This is a genomic window from Akkermansia biwaensis (assembly GCF_026072915.1).
In the GTDB taxonomy this organism is placed as follows: Bacteria; Verrucomicrobiota; Verrucomicrobiia; order Verrucomicrobiales; family Akkermansiaceae; genus Akkermansia; species Akkermansia biwaensis.
This window is the reverse complement of the sequence record NZ_AP025943.1, coordinates 628,555-648,826: the sequence shown is the minus strand read 5'-3', so window position 1 is coordinate 648,826 and position 20,272 is coordinate 628,555. Positions and strand designations below refer to the sequence as shown.

At 57.3% G+C, this 20,272-nt stretch carries 17 protein-coding genes; 4 read left to right on the top strand and 13 right to left on the bottom strand.

Going from position 1 to position 20,272, the window contains the following annotated elements:
* Positions 1-23: 23 nt before the first annotated feature.
* From OQH67_RS02525 to OQH67_RS02510, 4 genes are read left to right on the top strand one after another with little or no spacing between them, the layout of a single operon-like run.
* Entirely contained in the window at positions 24-1,817 is a 1,794-nt protein-coding gene (locus OQH67_RS02525; protein WP_215437442.1) for a transglycosylase domain-containing protein, read from the top strand.
* 24 nt (positions 1,818-1,841) lie between these two features.
* Positions 1,842-2,606: an inositol monophosphatase family protein gene (locus tag OQH67_RS02520; protein ID WP_215437437.1), complete on the top strand. Its 765-nt coding sequence runs from the start codon at positions 1,842-1,844 to the stop codon at positions 2,604-2,606.
* 19 nt (positions 2,607-2,625) lie between these two features.
* Positions 2,626-3,135 carry a 2-C-methyl-D-erythritol 2,4-cyclodiphosphate synthase gene (gene ispF, locus OQH67_RS02515; protein WP_067572652.1) on the top strand — a complete coding sequence of 170 codons (510 nt, stop codon included), beginning with the start codon at positions 2,626-2,628 and terminating at the stop codon, positions 3,133-3,135.
* Positions 3,136-3,141: 6 nt separating this feature from the next.
* Positions 3,142-3,945: an MBL fold metallo-hydrolase gene (locus OQH67_RS02510; protein ID WP_215437434.1), complete on the top strand. Its 804-nt coding sequence runs from the start codon at positions 3,142-3,144 to the stop codon at positions 3,943-3,945.
* 463 nt (positions 3,946-4,408) lie between these two features.
* On the opposite strand, the gene yidC is transcribed toward OQH67_RS02510, so the two are convergent.
* The 13 genes from yidC to OQH67_RS02445 form a co-directional block, all read right to left on the bottom strand.
* The gene (gene yidC / locus OQH67_RS02505; protein WP_215437483.1) at positions 4,409-6,304 is read right to left on the bottom strand and encodes a membrane protein insertase YidC; all 1,896 of its coding nucleotides are present in this window, start codon (positions 6,302-6,304) and stop codon (positions 4,409-4,411) included.
* A 55-nt stretch (positions 6,305-6,359) separates the two neighbouring features.
* On the bottom strand, positions 6,360-6,608 hold the full coding sequence (gene yidD / locus OQH67_RS02500; protein WP_251828258.1) for a membrane protein insertion efficiency factor YidD: 249 nt from the start codon (positions 6,606-6,608) through the stop codon (positions 6,360-6,362).
* On the bottom strand, positions 6,605-6,976 hold the full coding sequence (gene rnpA, locus OQH67_RS02495) for a ribonuclease P protein component (protein WP_130084809.1): 372 nt from the start codon (positions 6,974-6,976) through the stop codon (positions 6,605-6,607). The genes yidD and rnpA overlap by 4 nt, the downstream gene beginning before the upstream one ends.
* A 64-nt stretch (positions 6,977-7,040) precedes the next feature.
* Positions 7,041-7,226: a 50S ribosomal protein L34 gene (gene rpmH / locus OQH67_RS02490; protein WP_012420297.1), complete on the bottom strand. Its 186-nt coding sequence runs from the start codon at positions 7,224-7,226 to the stop codon at positions 7,041-7,043.
* 210 nt (positions 7,227-7,436) lie between these two features.
* The gene (locus tag OQH67_RS02485) at positions 7,437-9,548 is read right to left on the bottom strand and encodes a glutamine synthetase III family protein (protein ID WP_215437486.1); all 2,112 of its coding nucleotides are present in this window, start codon (positions 9,546-9,548) and stop codon (positions 7,437-7,439) included.
* A 656-nt stretch (positions 9,549-10,204) separates the two neighbouring features.
* Positions 10,205-13,096: an autotransporter family protein gene (locus OQH67_RS02480; protein ID WP_215437489.1), complete on the bottom strand. Its 2,892-nt coding sequence runs from the start codon at positions 13,094-13,096 to the stop codon at positions 10,205-10,207.
* 473 nt (positions 13,097-13,569) lie between these two features.
* A complete protein-coding gene (locus OQH67_RS02475) occupies positions 13,570-14,406 on the bottom strand; it encodes a D-hexose-6-phosphate mutarotase (RefSeq protein WP_215437492.1) in 837 nt (278 codons plus the stop codon).
* Positions 14,403-15,041, bottom strand: coding sequence for a pyridoxamine 5'-phosphate oxidase (gene pdxH, locus OQH67_RS02470; protein ID WP_215437496.1), 639 nt, complete (start codon positions 15,039-15,041; stop codon positions 14,403-14,405). The genes OQH67_RS02475 and pdxH overlap by 4 nt, the downstream gene beginning before the upstream one ends.
* 21 nt (positions 15,042-15,062) lie before the next feature.
* Complete coding sequence (nadC, locus tag OQH67_RS02465) at positions 15,063-15,926, bottom strand: carboxylating nicotinate-nucleotide diphosphorylase (protein ID WP_067569727.1); 864 nt, start codon at positions 15,924-15,926, stop codon at positions 15,063-15,065.
* A 16-nt stretch (positions 15,927-15,942) separates the two neighbouring features.
* Positions 15,943-16,836: a polyprenyl synthetase family protein gene (locus tag OQH67_RS02460; protein ID WP_067569725.1), complete on the bottom strand. Its 894-nt coding sequence runs from the start codon at positions 16,834-16,836 to the stop codon at positions 15,943-15,945.
* 38 nt (positions 16,837-16,874) lie between these two features.
* Positions 16,875-17,885 carry an aspartate-semialdehyde dehydrogenase gene (locus OQH67_RS02455; RefSeq protein WP_215437505.1) on the bottom strand — a complete coding sequence of 337 codons (1,011 nt, stop codon included), beginning with the start codon at positions 17,883-17,885 and terminating at the stop codon, positions 16,875-16,877.
* 153 nt (positions 17,886-18,038) lie between these two features.
* Positions 18,039-18,728, bottom strand: coding sequence for a hypothetical protein (locus OQH67_RS02450; RefSeq protein WP_067569721.1), 690 nt, complete (start codon positions 18,726-18,728; stop codon positions 18,039-18,041).
* Between the two features lie 102 nt (positions 18,729-18,830).
* Positions 18,831-20,210, bottom strand: a complete 1,380-nt coding sequence (locus OQH67_RS02445; RefSeq protein ID WP_215437507.1) for an L-serine ammonia-lyase — start codon at positions 20,208-20,210, stop codon at positions 18,831-18,833.
* Positions 20,211-20,272: the final 62 nt, after the last annotated feature.

The window sequence follows — 20,272 nt, the reverse complement described above, 5'->3', positions numbered from 1 at the left end:
CGTCTGGAACGATTGGAAACGGAATGGAGAACAGGCGGAAAAGATGGTATGATCTGTTCGGATTGCTGCCCCGCAATCTGGGGCGCGTCCTGCTGTGGCTGAGCATCATCCCTATCTCGTTCATCGTCATCCTGATCATTTACGCGTGGCGGGCGGACCAGTATAATCTGGACGAAGTTCTGGCTCCCCTGGAAAACTGCGCCGCCTATGACCGGAACGGCCAGTGGATAGGCACCCTGACGGACCACGACCGCGTTTACGTAGCGCGCCATGAATTGCCGGATAATCTGGTGAACGCCTTCATCGCACGGGAGGACGAAGCCTTTTTCGACCACGGCGGCATTGTTTACACATCCATCATCCGCTCCATCTGCCGGAACCTGACCACCCTCTCCTATGCCCAAGGGGCTTCCACCATCACCATGCAGCTTGCACGGAACTGTTATGAACTGGGGGGAAAGACGCTGGACCGGAAGATCCTGGAAATGGCCGTAGCCCGCCGCATAGAGGGAAAATACTCCAAGGATGAAATATTGACGGCCTACTTGAACCGGATTTACTTCGGTCAGCAATGCTACGGCATCGCCCAGGCCGCGGATCTGTATTTCGGCAAAAAAGTGGGAGACCTGACTTTGGCGGAATGCGCCACGCTGGCCGGGCTGGTGCGCGGCCCTTCCATATACAACCCCGTTTCCAGCCCGGAGGCCGCCGTCAAGGTGCGCAATGCCACGCTGGAACGCATGCTTGAATGCGAATTTATCACCCAAGAGCAAATGTGGAAGGCATCCTCAGAACCGATGACCGTGGCGGGAGAAAAGGAGGCCAGCCCCGCGTCCTATCCCATTCTGGTGATTTCCCGTGAATTGGGCAGTCTTGCCTGCTGTGACCAGCAGGAAGAGACTTCCAGCATTTTTGTGATGACTACGCTGAACCTGGATTTTCAGAGAATGGTGGAGGAGGTGAGTGAGCCGGCCCTCATTGCTTTGGAGAATTCCCCTGTATGGAGCGGCCTTCCGAAGAGGGTGGACAACCATCTGAAAGGCTGCGTCCAGGCCGCCGTGCTGTGCGTGGATTCCCGCAAGGGCGACATACTGGCCATTACGGGAGGCCGCTCCGCCCTGGACGGCGTGGACAGATGGCAGGCAAAGATAATGCCCGGTGAATTGTTCACTCCTGTCGTCAACCTGTGCGCCGTGGACCAGCGCCGGACCGTCATCCGCAGCAACCCGGAAGTGACGGGGCGGGGCGTGGGATTCAACACTGTCATTGAGACGGCGGGAAAAGCCGGGTACAAGGGGGATTTGCCGCGTTCCCCGGATCTGTATGCCGGGAAGTTTCGCACGTCCCTGGCGGATGCCGTCAACGCGCTGTACATGATCGGCAACGGCGGACTCAACGTGCAGCTTTCCGCAGTTCGCCAGGTGGGAACAACCAAAAAAAACCTAGTGATGGTGAATGCTCCTTCTTCCGAGGAAACCCACCGTGAAATCCTTCCGCGGGAATCCGTCCATCTGGTGGCGGGGCTTCCCCCCTTCCGCTATGACGAACGTACCAGAAGGACGGTCGTGAATGTGGCGTTGCCTGAATATAGCGGGCATTTCTCCTCTGTCAGAGGCCGTTATTATACCGTGTACGTCTGGGTTGGATTCGATGCTCCGGATGAAGCCGTATACAAGAAAAGGGGTGTTTCCGCCGCCCTGGCGAAAACATGTTCCACACTGGCGGAGGACGTGTACACCCGAGCGGAAGCGGCCAGAAAGGCTGCCGCCACCGAGCGCCGCGAGCAGGAAACTCCGCAGGAGCAGACCTCCCTTTAAACGATTTTTTTATTCAAACATATCATGAACCACTCGCCTGAAATGACCGTAGCCATCCGGGCGGCCAAGTCCGCCGGAGCCTTCCTGAAAAAGCATTTTTATGACCGGAAGAAGGTGGATGAAGCCAGCCAGAACGACATCAAGCTGGAACTGGACAAGCTGTCCCAGAAACTGATCACGGAGGAAATCCTCTCCGCTTTCCCTACTCACGCTGTACTGGGGGAGGAAGGTTACACCGGAGACCGGAACGGCGAAAACGAATGGATCGTGGACCCCATTGACGGCACGGTGAATTATTTCTATACCATTCCGTGGTTTTGCGTGTCCATCGCCCTCCGCCGCGGCGGGGAAGTGGTGCTGGGCGTGATTTACGATCCCATGATGGACGAATGCTGGCATGTGGAAAAAGGCGGCGTTCCGTACATGAACGGCGTACCGATGCATTGCAGCCTCCGGAAGCGCATGGCGGAGGCCGTCGTATTCGTGGGGCACGGGAAGACGGACGGTTCCAAGGAAAAGGGAATTGAACGCTTTGCTAAAATCGCCTGGCAGGTGCGCAAGGTGCGCAACAACGGTTCCGCCGCCCTCGCCCTCGCCTACATTGCCTGCGGCAGGTTTGACGCCTATGTGGAAAGCGTCATTTCCATCTGGGACATTGCCGCCGGCGTCCTGCTGGTGAAAGCCGCCGGAGGAAAAGTGATTCTGGAACCGAAGAAGGACAATCCGGAACAGTTCGCCATTGTTGCCTGGAACGGATGCATCCCGATTGTGGAAGCCCTCGGAGAATAAACCCCAGCCCTGTTGACGGATGAACACCATGATTGCACTGACCGGGCTGGGTTACGACATTCACCGTTTTGCGGAAGCCCCCCGCCCGCTGATGCTGGGCGGCGTACACATTCCCTCCGCCAGGGGACTGGACGGCCATTCCGATGCGGATGTCCTGTGCCATGCCGTTGCGGACGCCCTGCTGGGCGCCGCCGGACTGCCGGACATCGGCTTCTGGTTCCCTCCGGGCGATCCCGCCTGCAAGGACATTTCCTCCCTGGACATTGTGGCCAAGGCCGTTTCCCTGATCCGGGAACGCGGAGGCCGCGTGGTCAACGTGGATTCCTCCCTGATTGCGGAAGCACCGCGCATTTCTCCGTATCTGGAGCAGATGAAAAACGCTCTGGGTTCCGCACTGGGCATTTCAGCCGCCCGTGTAGGGGTGAAGGCCACCACGAATGAGCAGCTTGGCGCGCTGGGGCGCCGGGAAGGGATCGCCGCCTTTGCCGTGGCGTCCATCCTGATGCCGGAGGAAGAGCCGCAGCCGTAACTGTTTATGGACCGTCTTCTGGTTTTCGGCACGGGGAACGCCACCGTTACGGAATGCTACAATACCTGCTTTTCCCTGACGGACGGCAAGGAATTCCTGCTGGTGGACGCCGGCGGAGGCAACGGCATTCTGGGCATTCTGAAATATATGAAGGTTCCGGTGGAAAGGATGCATCACGCTTTTCTTTCCCACCGGCACACGGACCACATGCTGGGCATGGTATGGGTGATCCGCCTCATCGGGACCATGATGACCCAGGACCGCTATGAAGGAACGTTTACGGTTTACTGCCACCGGGAACTGGCGGCGGACCTGGAATGCCTGGTACGCATGACGCTGGACAAAAGGGTTGTGCGCCTGGTCGGGGAACGCATCCTCGTGGTTCCGGTGGAAGATGGAGAGGAAGTGGACGCCGGACCGTACCGGCTGACCTGTTTTGACATTCATTCGGACAAGACGCGCCAGTTCGGCTTTTCCACGCTGCTGAACGGGGGAGGCAGGCTTGTTTTCCTGGGAGACGAACCGTACCGCGATGCCTGCGAGCCTTATGTCCGCGGCGCCCGCTGGCTGCTTAGCGAAGCCTTTTGCCTGCATTCTCAGGCCGACGTGTTCAAGCCCTATGAAAAATACCACAGCACGGTCAAGGATGCCTGCGAACTGGCGGAAAGAATGAACATTCCCAATCTGCTGCTTTGGCATACGGAAGACAGTAACCTTGCCTGCCGCCGTTCCTTATATTCCCGGGAAGGGCGGATGTATTATTCCGGCAACCTGGTCATTCCGGATGACGCTGATATTATCGACCTTTAATTTGGCGAAATAGAGGCGGATTAAGAATCCGCGGTCAATGACAATTTTTGGCGTTTAAGGGATTTGATCATAAGATCATGTTTGCTGAGCAAACAACACAAAAGAGCACTAGAATTTGGTGATTTTATAATATACTGCTGACTAGCGGATTGTATTATTTCATAACAATAATGTTTCCAACCGCGGATTCTTAATCCGCTAGTTTGCCATCGAGTGGATGCGGTAATGTTTTCAGCAACAAACCGCTCCCATGAACAATTACATGATATAGACGAGAGAAACCGGACTTCTTGAAAAGGAAGTCCGGTTTTTTAGAGGGTGGCGTTCCGGTACTTATACCTTTCTTTTCTCCGCGTCCCGGATCTGGTCTTTCCGTGAGGGTATGTTCCTCCGTGAACGCAAAAAAAGTGCGCCCGCATGATCGGGCGCACTGTGAAAGGGAAGGAGGAATAAAAGCGTCTGTTTATTTCTTCGGCGTCACATTGCGCATGTTGCGTCCCTTGGCTTTGCGCTGCTGCTCTTCCAGGGCCACGCGCTGCTGTTCCATCATCCGCTGGAAGAAGCCGGGCTTTTTCTTCTTCTGGGACGGAGCCAGCACGGGCATGGGCAGGCGGCGAATCAGCGCCGTCTGGCCGATGGAAATGAGGTTCTGCGTGGTCCAGTACAGGGCCAGGGCGGAAGCGAAGTTGTAACAGAACAGGAAGAACATCAGAGGCATCAGATTCATGATGATGCGCTGGGAACGTTCGCCCGCCTGCGGTGTCATCCGCATTTGCACGATCATCGTGACGGCCATGATGAGCGGCAGGATGTTGATCGGGATGCCAAACAGGTGGCCGACGGTATCGGGCAGGGACAAGTCCGTCATCCACAGGCAGAAGGGCTGTCCCCGCAATTCCGCGGAATATTGAAGCACGCGGTAGAAGGCGAAGAAGATGGGAATCTGGATGAGCATGGGTACGCAACCGCTGGCCGGATTGATGCCGTATTTCTGGTACAGCTTCATCATTTCCATGTTCACCTTCTGGGGATCGTCCGGATATTTTTCCTTGAGTTTCGCCATTTCAGGCTGAACCAGGGACATGCGCTTCATCGCCAGATAGGATTTCTTGTGCAGCGGCCAGATGAGAGCGCGGACGACGATGGTCATGCAGATGATGGCTACGCCCCAGTTGCCGAACCAGCCGTGGAACAGGTTGAGCAGCCAGTTCATCGGCACGCTCAGGAAGACCAGCCAGCCGTAGGCCATGATGTCGCTGATGGCGGGGTAGGTAAGGTTCAGGTCGCGCAGGTAGGCGTTGAATTTGGGGCCCGTGTAAATGTCGTAGGTGAGCGTTTTGATCTCGTTGGGCGCCATGGCCAGGTTGGGAATGCCCATGGCCAGGGTTACGCCGGGCACCAGGGTATTGTTTTCATGGGCCAGGGGGAATTCCTGGCGCGTGGCGTACACGGTGGAGCCTGCGGACTGTTCCTGCGGAATGAGGATGGTGGCGTAGTACTGGCTCATTACCCCGGCGTAGGTCAGGTCCTTCAGCGGGCCTTCCAGCACGCGGGGCTTGGCGGTGCTGAAAAAGCCGCCCGTGAAGTGGGAGGGGGCCTCCTGTTCCAGGGAGCCGTCCGCATGGTAGAAAAGGTGGGTGTAGGTATCCTTGGGTTCGCTCTTGGCGATGGGGTAGGCACTGCCTGCAAAGATGCCCAGATAGCGCAAATCCTGGACATTGGGGGCTTTGTTGAGAAGGGAGACGGTCAGGCGGATGATGTATTTGCTGCCGGGGAGCACTTTTCCGGAAGAGTCCGTGACGGGGTGGAGCGTGTAGGTCTTGGAAATGAAAAGCTGGCGCGCGGCGTCATAGCCTTCCAGGGTGACGGAGTCCGCCGTGCGCTTGACTTCCTTGTACACCGTGTTGTCGTAGGAAGGGTCCTGCGTGGCGTCCATGTTGAAGACGAGTTCTCCAATCCCCCGGTTCTGGGCCTCGTTGATGGTGATATTGTGGTCCGTAACCTTCTGGGTGTCCACAATATCGTTGTGGAGAGTGACGCCACCGATGGAGCCGCCGACGCGGTTGAAGGTGTAAGTGATGAAGGGCTTCTGCTTGCCGTCCACTTCTTCCGTGGCCACAAGGGTGATCGGGTTCTCCTTGTCTTCCGCCATGGCCTGGTTGACGGAAAGCTGTCCCGGAGTGGCGGGTTCGGCAGCTGTTGAAGTTCCCGGTGCGGCAGTGCTTGCGGGGGAGACCGATTGCTGGACGGCGGCGGGGGGCGCCGTAACGGGTGTTTCCTTTTTATTGTTGCCGAGGTAAACGTTCAGGCCCAGAAGGGCGGCGCAGACGCCGACAATGATCCATGAAGTGCGATCCATAATGTGATATAGCTTGGTTGGAAAAGAGTTTTACAGGGAGAGGGAGAAAAGTGAGTTAGCGGGAAGGGCGGGGAGGCGGCACGGGATCATACCCTGAACCGCCCCAGGGGTTGCATCTTAAAATGCGCCATGTTCCAAGAATAAAACCGCGCCAGGCTCCGTGGACCTGGACGGCCCGGATGAAGTATTGGGAACAGGTGGGAGTGTAACGGCAGCCGCAGCCGGGCCCCCCCAGCGCGTGAAGAGGGGCGCTGATGAAGAGTTGGTAACCCCGAACCAGGGTGATAAGCAGCCATTTCATCATGCCGTGTCTTGTTGTCCGGAAAGCAGTTGCAGTTTTAATTTGCGGGCGGCTTTCTGCCAGTCCCGTTCCAGGTCGGAATAGCTGGCTTCCACCGCCCGCCATCTGAGCACGCACACCATGTGCACGCCCTGTTGAAAAGGCTCTCCGTGTGCCCGGAGTATTTCCCGCACCCGGCGTCTGAGCTTGTTGCGGACGACGGCGCAGCCTATTTTTTTCGTGCAGATGATGCCGAATTTGGAAGGCTCCTCCGGATCTGCCAGCGGGGCTGCGCTTAAAACAATAAGCCGACCTGCTACGGATGGTCCCTCGTTGCGTACCCGGGCAAATTGAAATGCCCTGGTCATGCTTTGTTGACGAGTAAGACGCATCTCCCGCGGGTCGGCCCGTGAAAAGAATGTTCCAAGGAGGCGTTAACCAAGTCCTGACGGCGAATTAACGGCCGTGCTGGATGGTATGGCGCTTGTACTGGATTTCGGCTCCCTTGGGAAGAAGGCGCTTGCGGCCTTTGGCGCGGCGGCGGCGGATGATATCGGCCCCGTTCTTGGTCGCCATGCGTGCACGGAATCCGAACTGGCGCTTGCGGCAGCGCTTGGATGGTTGATAAGTCCTCTTGCTCATGATATTGAAAGATGCTTCTTGTGAATTACTAGATTCAGTGCCGTCCGTCTAAGCGGCCTATGCACAACCGGACGAAAAGGATAACTATTTTGGCCGTTTTGTCAATCCGTCAGGCGATTATTTGGCGCTTTTCTTGGGTGCAGCTGTGTTGTTTTTTGTTATTAATGATTGATAATAAATATATTTTATGATTTGGAAAGCGCCCCGTTTTTACAGGAAGAGCAATTCCGCATAGGTCGGAACGGGCCACAAATCTGCATCCGTCAGCCCTTCCAGGGTGTCGATGGTCTTTCTCAAGTCATTCATTCCAGTCAGGATATCCTTGGTGCTTTCCTTGTCCACCGCCAGCCGCAGTGCCTCGACCTGGGCGGGCAGGAGGTCCAGCAGTTCTCCGATCCGGTTGGCGCGGTCTGTCGTGGCTTTCATCCCCGCCTTGATTCCGGAAGCCTTCATCTGCGCAATGGCGGAGGTGAGCTGCGTGAGCTGTTCCGTGACGGCCGGAATATACAGGGTTTCCACCATCAGGAGGGCCGTTTCCGCCTCAATATTGATTTCCTTATGGAAGATTTCCGACTGGATTTCATGGCGCGCGTGGAGTTCCACCGGGCTGACCACCTTGTATTTTTCAAAAAGCGCTCTGGCCTTGGGCGTTTCCAGTGCCGCCAGCGCCTCGATGGTGCCGGGCGTATTGGCCAGCTTGCGGCGTTCGGCCTCCTTGATCCAGGCTTCTCCGTAGCCGTCCCCGCTGAAGAGGATGCGCTTGTGCTTCTTGATGATGTCTTGAAGCAGCTTGTTGAGCGTCGTGTGGAATTCCTCCGGCTTGTCCTTGACGGGTTCCAGGATGGTGCAGATTTCATCCAGGCTTTCCGCGACGATGGTGTTGAGCACCGTCATTGGCCACGCGCAGGTTTGGGAAGAACCCACGGCCCGGAATTCAAACTTGTTGCCGGTGAAGGCGAAGGGGCTGGTGCGGTTCCGGTCGGAAGTGTCCAGCGGGAACATCGGCAGCGTATCTACGCCGATGCTCATGGTTTTCACCGTGCATGCCTTCTTGGTGCCGCCTTTTTCAATCTGCTCAATGATTTCGTCCAGCAGGTCCCCCAGGAAAATGGAAATGATGGCCGGAGGAGCTTCATGGGCTCCCAGGCGGTGTTCGTTGCCGGATTTGGCGACGGAGGCGCGCAGCAGGTCTGCGTGTTCGTCCACGGCCTTGATCGTGGCGCAGAGCAGGGTGAGGAAGATGGCGTTTTCCTGCGGGCTGGAGCCGGGATTGAGAAGGCTGCCGTAGCCGGGGGCGGAAAGGGACCAGTTGTTGTGCTTGCCGGAGCCGTTCATTCCCGCGAAGGGCTTTTCATGGAGCAGGCAGACCAGGTCGTGCTTATTGGCGGTTTTTCGGAGCACTTCCATGACCAGCATGTTGTGGTCCACGGCCAGGTTCTGGCTCTCGAAAATGGGCGCGATTTCAAACTGTCCGGGAGCCACCTCGTTATGGCGCGTCTTGGAGGGGATGCCGAGCTTCCACAGGGCTTCGTCCACGTCAACCATGAATTCCAGCACGCGGTCCTTGATGGAGCCGAAGTAATGGTCTTCCATCTGCTGGTGCTTGGGCGGCACATTGCCGAAGAGAGTGCGGCCGCACATCATCAGGTCCGGGCGCAGGGCATAAAGCTGCTTGTCCACCAGGAAGTATTCCTGTTCCGCGCCCAGGTTGGCGGTGACGCGGATATTTTCCGGACCGCCGAAGCAGGCCAGAAGGCGCTGGGCCTGGCGGCAGACGGCGGTCATGGAGCGCAGCAGGGGAGTCTTTTTGTCCAGTGCCTGCCCCTTGTAGGAACAGAAGGCGGTGGGGATGCACAGGGTGGCTCCATTGTCCGTGCGCTTGATGAAAGCGGGGCTGGTGGGGTCCCATGCCGTGTAGCCGCGGGCCTCAAACGTGGCGCGGAGACCGCCGGAGGGGAAGCTGGAGGCGTCCGGTTCCCCCTGGACCAGGCTTTTGCCGGAGAATTTGAGTTCCAGGTTGCCTTCCGGGTCCACTTCCACAAAGGAATCGTGCTTTTCAGCCGTACTGCCGTTGAGGGGCTGGAACCAGTGCGTGTAATGGCTGGCGCCCTTTTCCAGGGCCCAGGTCATCATGGCCTGGGCCACTTCATTGGCAATATCCGGGTCCAGCTTTTCATCCTTGCGGATTGTCGCCAGCAATTTCTTGTAAACGGGGCGGGGTAGGTAGCCGCGCATGGTCTCCATGTTGAAGACGTCCTGGCCGTAGATTTCCGCAATAAAGGTTGCGGCGTTGCCAACATCGGAAGGTGTGTTTGTGTGCATCTTGGTAGGGAACGCGCCAAAAGGCTCGAAATCTACCAAACCTTAAAAGAGCGTTTTTTGCAAGCCGAATCCTGCCAGTCCGTTATTTTCACCGGGAATGCCTTTCACGGCGGCGGAAAACCGTTTTTCCTCCTGCCTCTTTTCCTGTTCGGGATGAATCAGATCGGGCTCCCAATGAATTGGAAGCCCGATCCTTCTCGTCACATATCCATTGTGAATTGGGAGGAAGCAGCATGAAAAATGGCCGCCCGCCTACCTTCGTGAATATAGCGAATTTGGAATCCGTTTGATAAAAATCATATTTTAAAATAAATGTATGTAATTATAAATCATCATGATATTGCTATTTGAAGAGGTTTGTTTTTTACATCTGTGTTTCCGATGATGCAGGCATTTTTATTACAAACGCTTTTAATACCAAAAATTATCATTGATGCCGGATTCCAAAGCCGTCTTTTTTCCGGAAGCAGGGCCAATCGCTTGTTCCCGACACAGGGGCGCAGCAGACCGTCTTTTCTCCGCGGGATGATTTCCACCTGTTGCGAACGTTGTTTCCGGGACTTTCCTTCCGACAATTCGGGGTTGCATCCGGCACATAAAAAACCGGGCTCCCCTTTTCAAGGAAGCCCGGCTGCGTCTGCATCCGCTCTTGTTGATTAGAACGAATAACCTACCCCCAGCATCACACGCTGGTTTACCAAACTGTCGCGCGCCTCCACCTGATAACTGCCATACGCACTCCAATTGGCCGTTACCTGCAGCCGCCCGGAAATCCCCGCCCTCATTCCCTGCCGCGCCGGCTTGCTACCCTCCACTCCCCACCCATAGCCGTTGCCGACCAGGCGTGCATAGGTTCCCGCATTGCTCCGGTACACGTCCGGGAGATACTCCACGCTAACCGTATGGCTCCAGGGCATGCCGCCCAGCGTCAGCCCCTGAGTCAGGGAAAGGCCCACGGGAAGAGCCAGATTGCGGTAATGACCACGGTCAAACCGACGCGCCATCTCTCCGCTTTCCGTAAACGCCTCCTGCACCACATCCGTGTATTCCACGCCGATATGGGGCGTGAGAACCAGGTTCCTGCCCACGGGCAAATCCCAGGCGGCCCTCACTGTACCCTCCCATGCCCGGTTGGTCCATGAACCCGACGAGTTCTGGCCGCCGGAGGTCACGGAGGAAAGGCGGTTGTCGCTGCTGCTGAAGCCGGCGGCGGCAGTGATGGTCAGAGCCTGCCCCTTGTTCATGGGGAGTCTCCAGCCGGTGTAGATAAGGCCCATATTGGTGTTCTGCCGGTTGGTGGCCCGGTATTCCCGGCTGATGTTTTTGCCGGAAGTATAGCCGTAGGCAATACCGCCCAGCCAATGTTGGCCGAGCCTGTAGTCTCCCCCCACGGCAAAGCCGCCGCCCTGGTAGTCGAACCCTTCAATGCCGCCCTTGGTTCTCTGCATCTGGAAATCGCCCAGTCCGCTGGTCCAGACATTGCTCTTGAGGGGTGAGAGGAAACGCGCCGTATCCAGGTGTTCCAGTCCCGTACCGGTGAAGGAGCGCAGGGTGGCGGCGGAGGAAAGCATGGAGTTGGCGATGTTGCTGCCCTGAAGCTCCGCAATGACGCCTTCCTGAAGGATATTGCCGGTGGTAAAGACAAGGGAGCCTTCGTCGTTGAGCTCCCAGTTCATTTCCAGAAGGAAGTTCATGCCCTGGTCATCCCGCATGGCAACCCTGTGGTCTCCGATTTCTTGAAGAATGCCTCCGAAAGAGTCCGCTGTGATGGTCAGAACGGTTTCTCCCGGGGCCACAGCGGAAGAAGGTGCATAGACAGTCACTTGATTGGCGGAGACGGAACCAGCGGCGGTGATGGAGGCGGGTTCTCCGCTCAGACTGAGATCAAGCGTCAGGGTTTTCAGGGAAACGTTGCCGGAAGCGGTGAGGGAGGTTTGGCGTCCCATGGCCAGCGTTCCGCCTTCCTGGACGTAGTTGACCAGTTGCAGAGCGGCCCTCTGGTCCAGGCGGACAGTGCCGTTGTACTGGAAGGCGTCCCCGGTGAGGGTGGAGGTGTAATTGGCGGCATTGTCCGAGTCTGCATAATCCCTGCCGGAGAAGAGGATTTCCCCCTGGCAGTCCTCCCCCTGGTTGAGATGGAGGGAGGAAGCGTTATCCTGCTCATCCTGCATGACGATGGGGTCGTAAAAGGCAATGGTGCGTCCGGCCGCGGCGCCCAGTTCCATGGTGTGTTTTCCATCCGTGAGGATGGCGTTGGCGATGGGGTCTGTCCCGCCTGCATACATGACGTTGTTCTGGAAAGTTATATCGCCTCCATCAGCCAATAACATGATCCGGGCATTCGCAGGATCGGTGGGGCGACCATATTCATCCTCTGTGGGGGCGGAACTGCAGATGGCGCCTCCAAAATATGTTGCCGAATTGTTTTCAAACAGGACATCTCCCTGCACGTGCTGAATGGATAATACATTATTTTCAGAGACGGAACCCGTTTCAAAATAGATGGCGCCGCCGAAAGTATCCGCGCGATTTCCGGTGAATGATACATTGCCCTTCACACCGGAAATGGAAAGCATGCTTTCCGTGCCATTGACAAAAATGGCGGATCCGGCATAGGAACTGTTGTTATGGAAAAGGATGTCTCCCTGAATGTTGGAAAGCTGAATAGCTGCATGTCCGCTGAATAATTCGTCGCCCCAGTTGACTTTGCAGCCTGCTGTCAGGCAGGCGCCGAAGGCATTATCCCCGGCATCGTTGTTCACGAAGCGAATGCCGCCGGCGATGTTGTTCATGATGATGGTGGCTTGTCCGGTTTTCACATCATTGAAAATACTGATGACGCCCTGGCCGCCTGCAAAAGTATTGTTCCGGACATCAATCCCTCCCCGCACATTGGTGATTTGGATCAAACTATTGGAACTGTTTTCCGTCTTGTTATAGCTGTAAATAAGCAATCCCAGTCCGGATTGTGTCGCTCCGGAAGTTTTTGTGTTATTGCTGATGGACAAGGTGCCTCCGATGTCGTCAATGAAAATGGTATTGTTCCCGGAAGAGTGCAGGGACACCAGGGCATCCGCCGCGTTTCCGCTGCGTTCAATCGTGTTGTTATCCAGAGACACGTTTCCACCGATATCGGTGATGGAAAATACGGAATCTCCCTGATTGTTGCTTAATTCAACGGCTCCATATGTCCCGCCGAGATGAAGGTTGTCCAATTGCGAAATGGACAGGGTGAACGTGTCAATACGGGGATCAGTGTTTTCCGGACGGAAAAGGAATTGGGCGGTTTTTTCTGTGGTATCTTTCTTGTCCAGAGTAAGACTCTGCTGGCCGTCCCCTTCAAACGAGACTCCAAATTGTGCCTGGGGAGTGGAAGGATCTGCCTGGAATACGGTTGTGTTATACTCCATGTCGGTATCAAGTATGTAACGGACACTTTCCGTGATGGAGATATTTCCCCCATCCGCCGGAGCAGCGGCTTCATTGGCAATAGAGGGAAGAGTTGCAAAAATATAGGCCAGCAGAGTCAGGGGAAGTTTAATTCTCATGATAATGATACTTTATGCGGATTTCTAATCCGGAGTATCCTGTTTGGGTAACGGCGCAGCTTTTTTGCAGTTGGATCAGAACTTCTTATTCCTGAGAGTTAACAAGTTCTTCCCAGTTTGAGATGATGATACAATATGAAGGAGGTAAGTGTTTTTTGGCTTTTTCAAAGTCCTGAAAAGATGAGGAGCAGGAAAGATTCCCCCTCTTTCCGTGCTTCGGAAATGATTTAACCGCGAAAGCCGGGTGGCTTCAGTTTCCCGGCAGCATTTTCCAATTAAATGAAAAGGGATTTCAATCCAAACGCTTTCCCCTTAAAAATATGGATTGACTCCGGATTAGAAATTCGCAGTTCCTTTTTCCTGATAAGGTAAGTTTATTAAAATAAACGTTTAAAACAGAGTGCCGCCGGGAAAAACTGCCAGATAAATACAGACTCGGAAGCCTTCTGGAATAGTTTCCGGAAATTATTTGATCAAGCGAGAGGAGCTACTGAAATCTTCTGGCACACGGTATGGGACTGTCCCGGAGCAAGATGAAGGGCACAGGGTGAGGCATTCCCCGTTTCCACACAAAGGAATTTGTTCCAGGAATCCGCTCCCAGGTCCGCCATGTCCGCCGCGCCCTGTTGGCCAGGGTTCCAGACGATGACGGAAGAGGCATGTTCCCTCTCCACCGTGATGGAACGGTTCATGACCGGATCTTCCAGAATGATTTTTCCCGTGTGGTCCGGACAGTCGTACACGCGGTCCAGGCAGCCCAGAGGCGCCAGGGGGCGTTCCCCGTGTTTCATGGGCTGGGCGGCATATTCCCGGAAGGAAATATTTTCCAGGCCCAGAACGCGGCATTTGGTCAGGTTGCCGACGGCAAAATAGTTGTGGAAGGCTTCCGTGAGCTTGCAGGGGAGCCTGCGGACGGTGGTTTCCAGCTTCATGGCCAGGGATGAACCCAGCGTCAGGCGCAGAATGGCGGCGGGCTGTCCAGCGTCATCCGGATACAGGGCCAGGGAAAGAAGAAGATTGCCCCGCATATCCGTTTCCTGATGATGGAGGCGCCACTCGGAGGTGCGGGCAATGCCGTGGGCAGGGCCGTTTTCCGCGGCTCCGAACCAGGGCCAGCAGACGGGAATACCGCCACGAATGGCTTTTCCGCGGGAAAAGACCGCCTTTGGGGAAAGAAACAGGCATTCCTGCTGGCCCGCAGGCTTCCAGGAAACGAGGTGGGCTCCCTGCATGCAGAGGGATGCCGTACAGAACGGCGTTTCCACGTCCAGGAAGGTCAGCCCCTGGTCTGTAACGCGTTCGGAAATCATGGCTGCAGTCGTTCAATCGTCCATGACCCGTCTTCCTGCCGCATGTACATGAAGCGGTCGTGAACGCGGCCGGGGCCGCCCTGCCAGAATTCGAATGCTTCCGGAATGATTCTGAAGCCGCCCCAGAAGGAGGGCAGGGGAATTTCTCCCTTGGAGAATTTGTTTTTCAGTTCCATGAGCTTCATTTCCAGCAGTTTTCTTCCGGAAATGACGGAGCTTTGCTGGGAAACCCATGCTCCCAGCTGTGAATCCTTGGGGCGGGAAAGGAAGTATTTCAGGGATTCCGTGCGGGAAACCTTGACGGCTTTTCCGTAAATGATGACCTGACGTTCCAGCATGACCCAGGGGAGCATCATGCAGACCTGGGGGTTTTCCTCAATATCGCGGGCCTTGTGGCTGCCGTAGTTGGTGAAGAACACGAAACCGGTTTCGTCAAAATACTTGAGCAGCACCGTACGCAGGGAAGGGCGCGCCTGGGCGTTGGCCGTGGCCAGGGAAAAGGCGTTGGGTTCAGGAATGCCCGCTTTCAGAGCCTGGTCAAACCAGGTTTGGAATTGTTCAAAGGGATTGGCCGCCAGATCCTTCCTGTGCAGCTGGCCCTTGAGGTATTCTTCTCTGAAATTGGACAGGTCCATGATATGGGAAAAGTGATGGTTTTATTCCACGCTGAAATCCAGCCCCAGGTCCAGGGACGGAGCGGAGTGGGTGACATAGCCCACGGAGACGAAATCCACGCCGGATTCCGCAATGGCCGCCACCGTGTCCAGGTTGACGCCGCCGCTGGCTTCCAGCAGGGGGGTGGAGCGGTCCCCGCGCAGGGCGACGGCTTTCCTGAGCGTTTCCGGCGTCATGTTGTCCAGTAGAATGTGGTCCACGCCTTCCAGCTTGAGGAAGGATTCCACCTGTTCCAGGGTATCCGCCTCCAGTTGGATTTCCACGCCGGGCTTTTCCGCGCGGAGGGTGTTGATGCACTTTTGGAGATGTTCCGTATTGCCGTCCGTCATCAGGTGGTTGTCCTTCACCATGGCGCGGTCGTAAAGTCCCATGCGGTGGTTGGTGCCCCCGCCGTGGGCCACGGCGGCCTTTTCCAGAAGGCGGTAGCCGGGAGTGGTCTTGCGGGTGTCCAGAATGCGGGCGCTGGTGTGGGAAACGGCCTTTACGTACTTCCGGGTGAGGGAAGCCACGCCGGAAAGGCGCTGGATGAAGTTCAGGGCCGTGCGTTCCGCACCCAGAATGGAGCGGGCGGACCCTTCGATGAGCATGACCACGGCGCCGGGCGCCACGGCCTCCCCGTCGTGCAGGTACACTTCCACCTTCAGACCGGGGTCCACCTTGCGGAATACTTCCGCCGCCACGTTGACACCGGACAGAACGCCCTTCTTGCGGGGCGTCAGGATGGCCCTGGCCGTCAGGTGTTCGGGTACGAAATAGGTGGAAGTCACGTCGCCGGGGCCGAAGTCTTCGGCCAGCGCCATGTCAATTAGCGCGGCGACGTTGTCGGATACGTTTTCTGCGGGCATGAACGGGAAAAGTGGCTTAATATTCGCGGTTGAGCAGGTAATTGGCTATTTCCACCAGGCGCGTGCGGCGTTCTTCCGGGAAGATCATCAGGGCGTCCAGAGCGGCCTGGGTGCGGCACTTGGCTTCGGAACGGGCTCCTTCCAGGCCTATCAGGGCGGGGCAGGTGGATTTCTGGGAATTCACGTCCTTGCCCGCGGTTTTGCCGAGCTTTTCCGTGGAGGCGGTCAGGTCCAGAATGTCGTCGATCACCTGGAAAGCCAGGCCCAGGTTGTAGCCGAAGTCCGTGACGGCTTCCAGCTGGGCTTCCGTGGCATCGGCGGACATGGCGCCGAAGCGGAGGGCGGTGGTCACCAGGGCCGCCGTCTTGCCTTCATATACGGCGCGCACTTCCGGCTCGGAAAGCTTCTTGTGCTCTCCTTCCAGGTCCAGTACCTGGCCGCCGATGAGCATCTTGCTGCCGCCGGTGGCCGCCAGTTCCGCCACGTAGTCCCGGACGGTGTAGCGCTCCGTATCGTCCACCTGGGCGATGACGGCAAAGGCTTCCGTCAGCAGGGCGTCTCCGGCCAGGATGGCGATGCCTTCCCCGAAGGCCTTATGGCTGGTGGGCTTGCCCCGGCGCAGGTCGTCGTTGTCCATGGCGGGCAGGTCGTCGTGAATGAGGGAATACGTGTGCATCATTTCCACCGCGCAGGCGGGGATCAGAGCGTTGACGGCCAGGCCGCCGCAGGCTTCCGCCGCGGCCAGGCAAAGCACGGGGCGCATTCTCTTGCCGCCCGCAAACATGCTGTAGCGCATGGCCTTGTGGATAGTTTCGGGGCTTTCGTCCTCGGCGGGAAGGAGCCTGTCCAGCGCCGCGTCGATCAGGGCGCACTGCTCGGTAATGTAATCTTTCAGCGATTGTTCACACATGGCGTATAAAATGGGTGCGGGGTGGGATTTGTCTTGATTCAGCGGTTGATTAAAAGTTCTGCGATCTGCACGGCATTCAGGGCCGCGCCTTTGCGCACCTGGTCGCCTACAACCCACAGGGTCAAGGCGTTGTCGACGGCCATGTCCCGGCGCATGCGGCCCACATAGCAAGTGTCGCCGTTGGTGCTGTCCAGAGGAGTGGGCCACAGGCCTTCCACGGGATTGTCCATCAGGGCCACGCCAGGCTTGCCTTCGTAGGCCTGGCGGGCCTTTTCCAGGTCCACAGGCTGTTCAAACTGGGCGGTGACGGAGATGGAATGGGAACGATACACGGGAACGCGGACGCAGGTGCAGGTTACCTTGAGTTCCGGCAGGGAAAGGATTTTGCGGCCTTCATTGAGCATTTTCAGCTCTTCCTTGGTATAGCCGCTGTCCGTGAAGGAGTCGATCTGCGGCAACAGATTGAAGGCGATCTGGTGCGGATAAACATTCTTGACCACGGGGTGGCCGTCCACCACGGCGCGCACCTGGGATTCCAGTTCCGTGATGCCGTGCTGGCCGCTGCCGGAAACCGCCTGGTAGCTGGAGGCGATGACGGTTTTCAGCCCGAACTGCTGGTGCAGGGGGAACAAGGCCATCAGCGTGATGATGGTGGTGCAGTTCGGATTGGCGATGATGTTGCGCGGATGGTTGAACGCGGCTTCCGGATTGATTTCCGGTACGACAAGGGGAACGTCCGGGTCCTGGCGGAACGCGGAAGAATTGTCGATAACCACGCAGCCTGCCGCCGCCGCAATGGGGGCGAACTTCAGGGAAATGCCGCCGCCCGCGCTGAACAGGGCGATGTCCACTCCTTCAAAGGATTTCTCCGTCAATTCTTCCACAGTCAGCATTTCCCCGCGGAAAGCTACCTGTTTACCCGCGGAGCGGGCGGAGGCCAGAAGCTTCAGGGAGCCGACGGGAAAATTGCGGGTTTCCAGGCAGGACAGGATCTCGACGCCCACCGCTCCGGTGGCGCCAACGATGGCAACATGGGGTGCTTGGTTCATGATTGTGTCAGAAAATGGCGGAATCCGTTCCGCATGCGGGCTATTGTAAGGGTTTTGGGAAGGGAAAGCAATACGGGATCAGGTGGCAGGAAGCTCCATCCGGAACCGTAAAATTAAAAAATCCTGTTAACTATTAACTGTTAATTATTAACTCTACTTAACCCACTTGCCCGCGCCTTCCGGCAGGCGTCCGTTGGAAACGGGGGCGTAGCGGGTGGACTCCATATTGCCCCAGAGAGGAACGCCTACGAGACGCTTCCACCAGCCGGACATGCTGGCCCCCGTGTAGCAGCCGAAACTGCGACAGTCGGACTGCGGGGAGAAAATATCCCGGCGGATGCGGTTCAAGTCCGTTTCATGAATCCATTCCGTGGAAACGGCCATGATGTTGTTGCCGTAATCCAGCATCCAGGCAAAGCAGTTGGAGTGGCCGAAGTAGTAAAAGGACTCCACCTTGTCTCCTTGGAAGCGGGGGGAGGAATTCAGGGCGCGGATGGCTTGGTCCGCGGTATTCACCCAGACAAGTTTGGTTTTGTATTTGGCGGCCAGGTCGGAAATCCACTTCGTGTAGGGTTTTCCGTCCTCCTTGCCGCGCGTCACATAACCCGGACGGTACACGATCCACGTGATTCTGGCCCCGGGGTCCGCCTGTTGAATCTGGGAGATGCGGACGGTGGACGCCCGGACGAAGTTGGCCCACCAGTTGTCGTGCCTGTCCGGCTGTATTCTCAGTCCTTCCCATTGTTTCAGGGCCGGACCGCCGCACATGACAACGTGGACGGCGCGGGACATTCCCGTACCGCCCAACACCAGCGCCAGGGCAAGAAGAAGGCGTGAAAACATGTCCGCAACCCTACATTCGCTCTTCTTGCCTGTCAACCCGGAGGAACGTTTTTTCAGGGAACAGACACATATGGGTTCCCGTGGGATGATTTCCGCTTCCCTTTAACAATTCACCACATTCACGGCCAGGCCGCCCTGGGCCGTCTCCTTATATTTGGACTGCATGTCCCGTCCCGTGTCCAGCATGGTGCGGATGACCTTGTCCAATGGAACAAAGTGCGCGCCGGTGCCTCCCATGGCGATGCGGGCGGCGTTGATGGCCTTGATGGCCGCAATGGCGTTGCGCTCAATGCAGGGAATCTGAACGAGTCCCGCAATCGGGTCGCAGGTAAGGCCCAGGTTGTGTTCCATGCCTATTTCCGCGGCGTTTTCCACTTGATGAGGCGTGCCGCCCAGGTATTCCGCCAGTGCGGCCGCAGCCATGGAGCAGGCCACGCCCACTTCCCCCTGGCAGCCTACGTCCGCGCCGGAAATGGAGGCGTTTTTCTTGTAAAGGATGGCGATTCCCCCTGCGGTGAGCAGAAAGCGGTGAATGGCGTCCGGATACGGGGAAACACAGAATTTGGTGGCGTAATTGAGCACGGCGGGGACGATGCCCGCCGCCCCGTTGGTGGGAGCGGTGACGATGCGCCCGCCCGCGGCGTTTTCCTCGCTCACGGCAATGGCGTACAGATTGATCCAGTCCATGATGGAAAGGGGGTCTTTCAGGGCCGACTCCCCGTGGACGAGCAGGGACTTGCGCAGCGTCTTGGCGCGGCGCGGCACTTGCAGTACGCCGGGCAGGTTGCCGCGCGCGCTCATGCCGCTGGCGATGGACTGCTTCATCGTCGTCCAGATCAGGTCCAGCCGTTCGCGCACGTCGCTCTCCGGAAGAAGGGCGCATTCATTGGCCATCACGATGGAGGAAAGGGGGCAGTGGCGTTCGTCCGCCATGCGCAGCAATTCCTCCGCGGATTCGTAGGGGAGGGGAAACGGTTCCCGGTCCGGTTCTGCCGGATGCAGCAGTTCCTGCTCGGAGGCGACAAAGCCGCCGCCCGTGGAATAAAACACGGCGTCTTCCACCGGGGCGCCATCTTTGCCGACGGCTGTGAAAAGCATCCCGTTTGGGTGGAGCTTCAGGGGCTGGTAATGGGAAAGGTCCAGGTCGCGGGAGGGGGAAAAGCGGACGGTCTTGTCTTCCGTAACGGACAGGGTTTCCTGCTGGTGCAGGCGCGCTATCATTCCGGGAATATCGCGCGGCACGACGGTCTGGGGTTCTTCCCCCAGCAGGCCCAGCATGATGGCGGTGTCCGTTCCGTGGCCGTGCCCGGTGGCGGCCAGGGAGCCGTAGCATTCGCAGCGGATGCCCTCTATTTCCGGCAGATGGGGGGAGGAGCGCAGTTGTTCCAGAAAGCGGTGCGCCGCCCGCATGGGGCCTACCGTGTGGGAGGAGGAGGGGCCTATCCCGATGCTGAAAAGCTCAAAAATGCTGTAGTGGTGCATGTCCGTTTCTTCCCGTGACGGAGAAGGGCCGGAATTCCCGCGGGAACCCGGCCCTTTCCGGA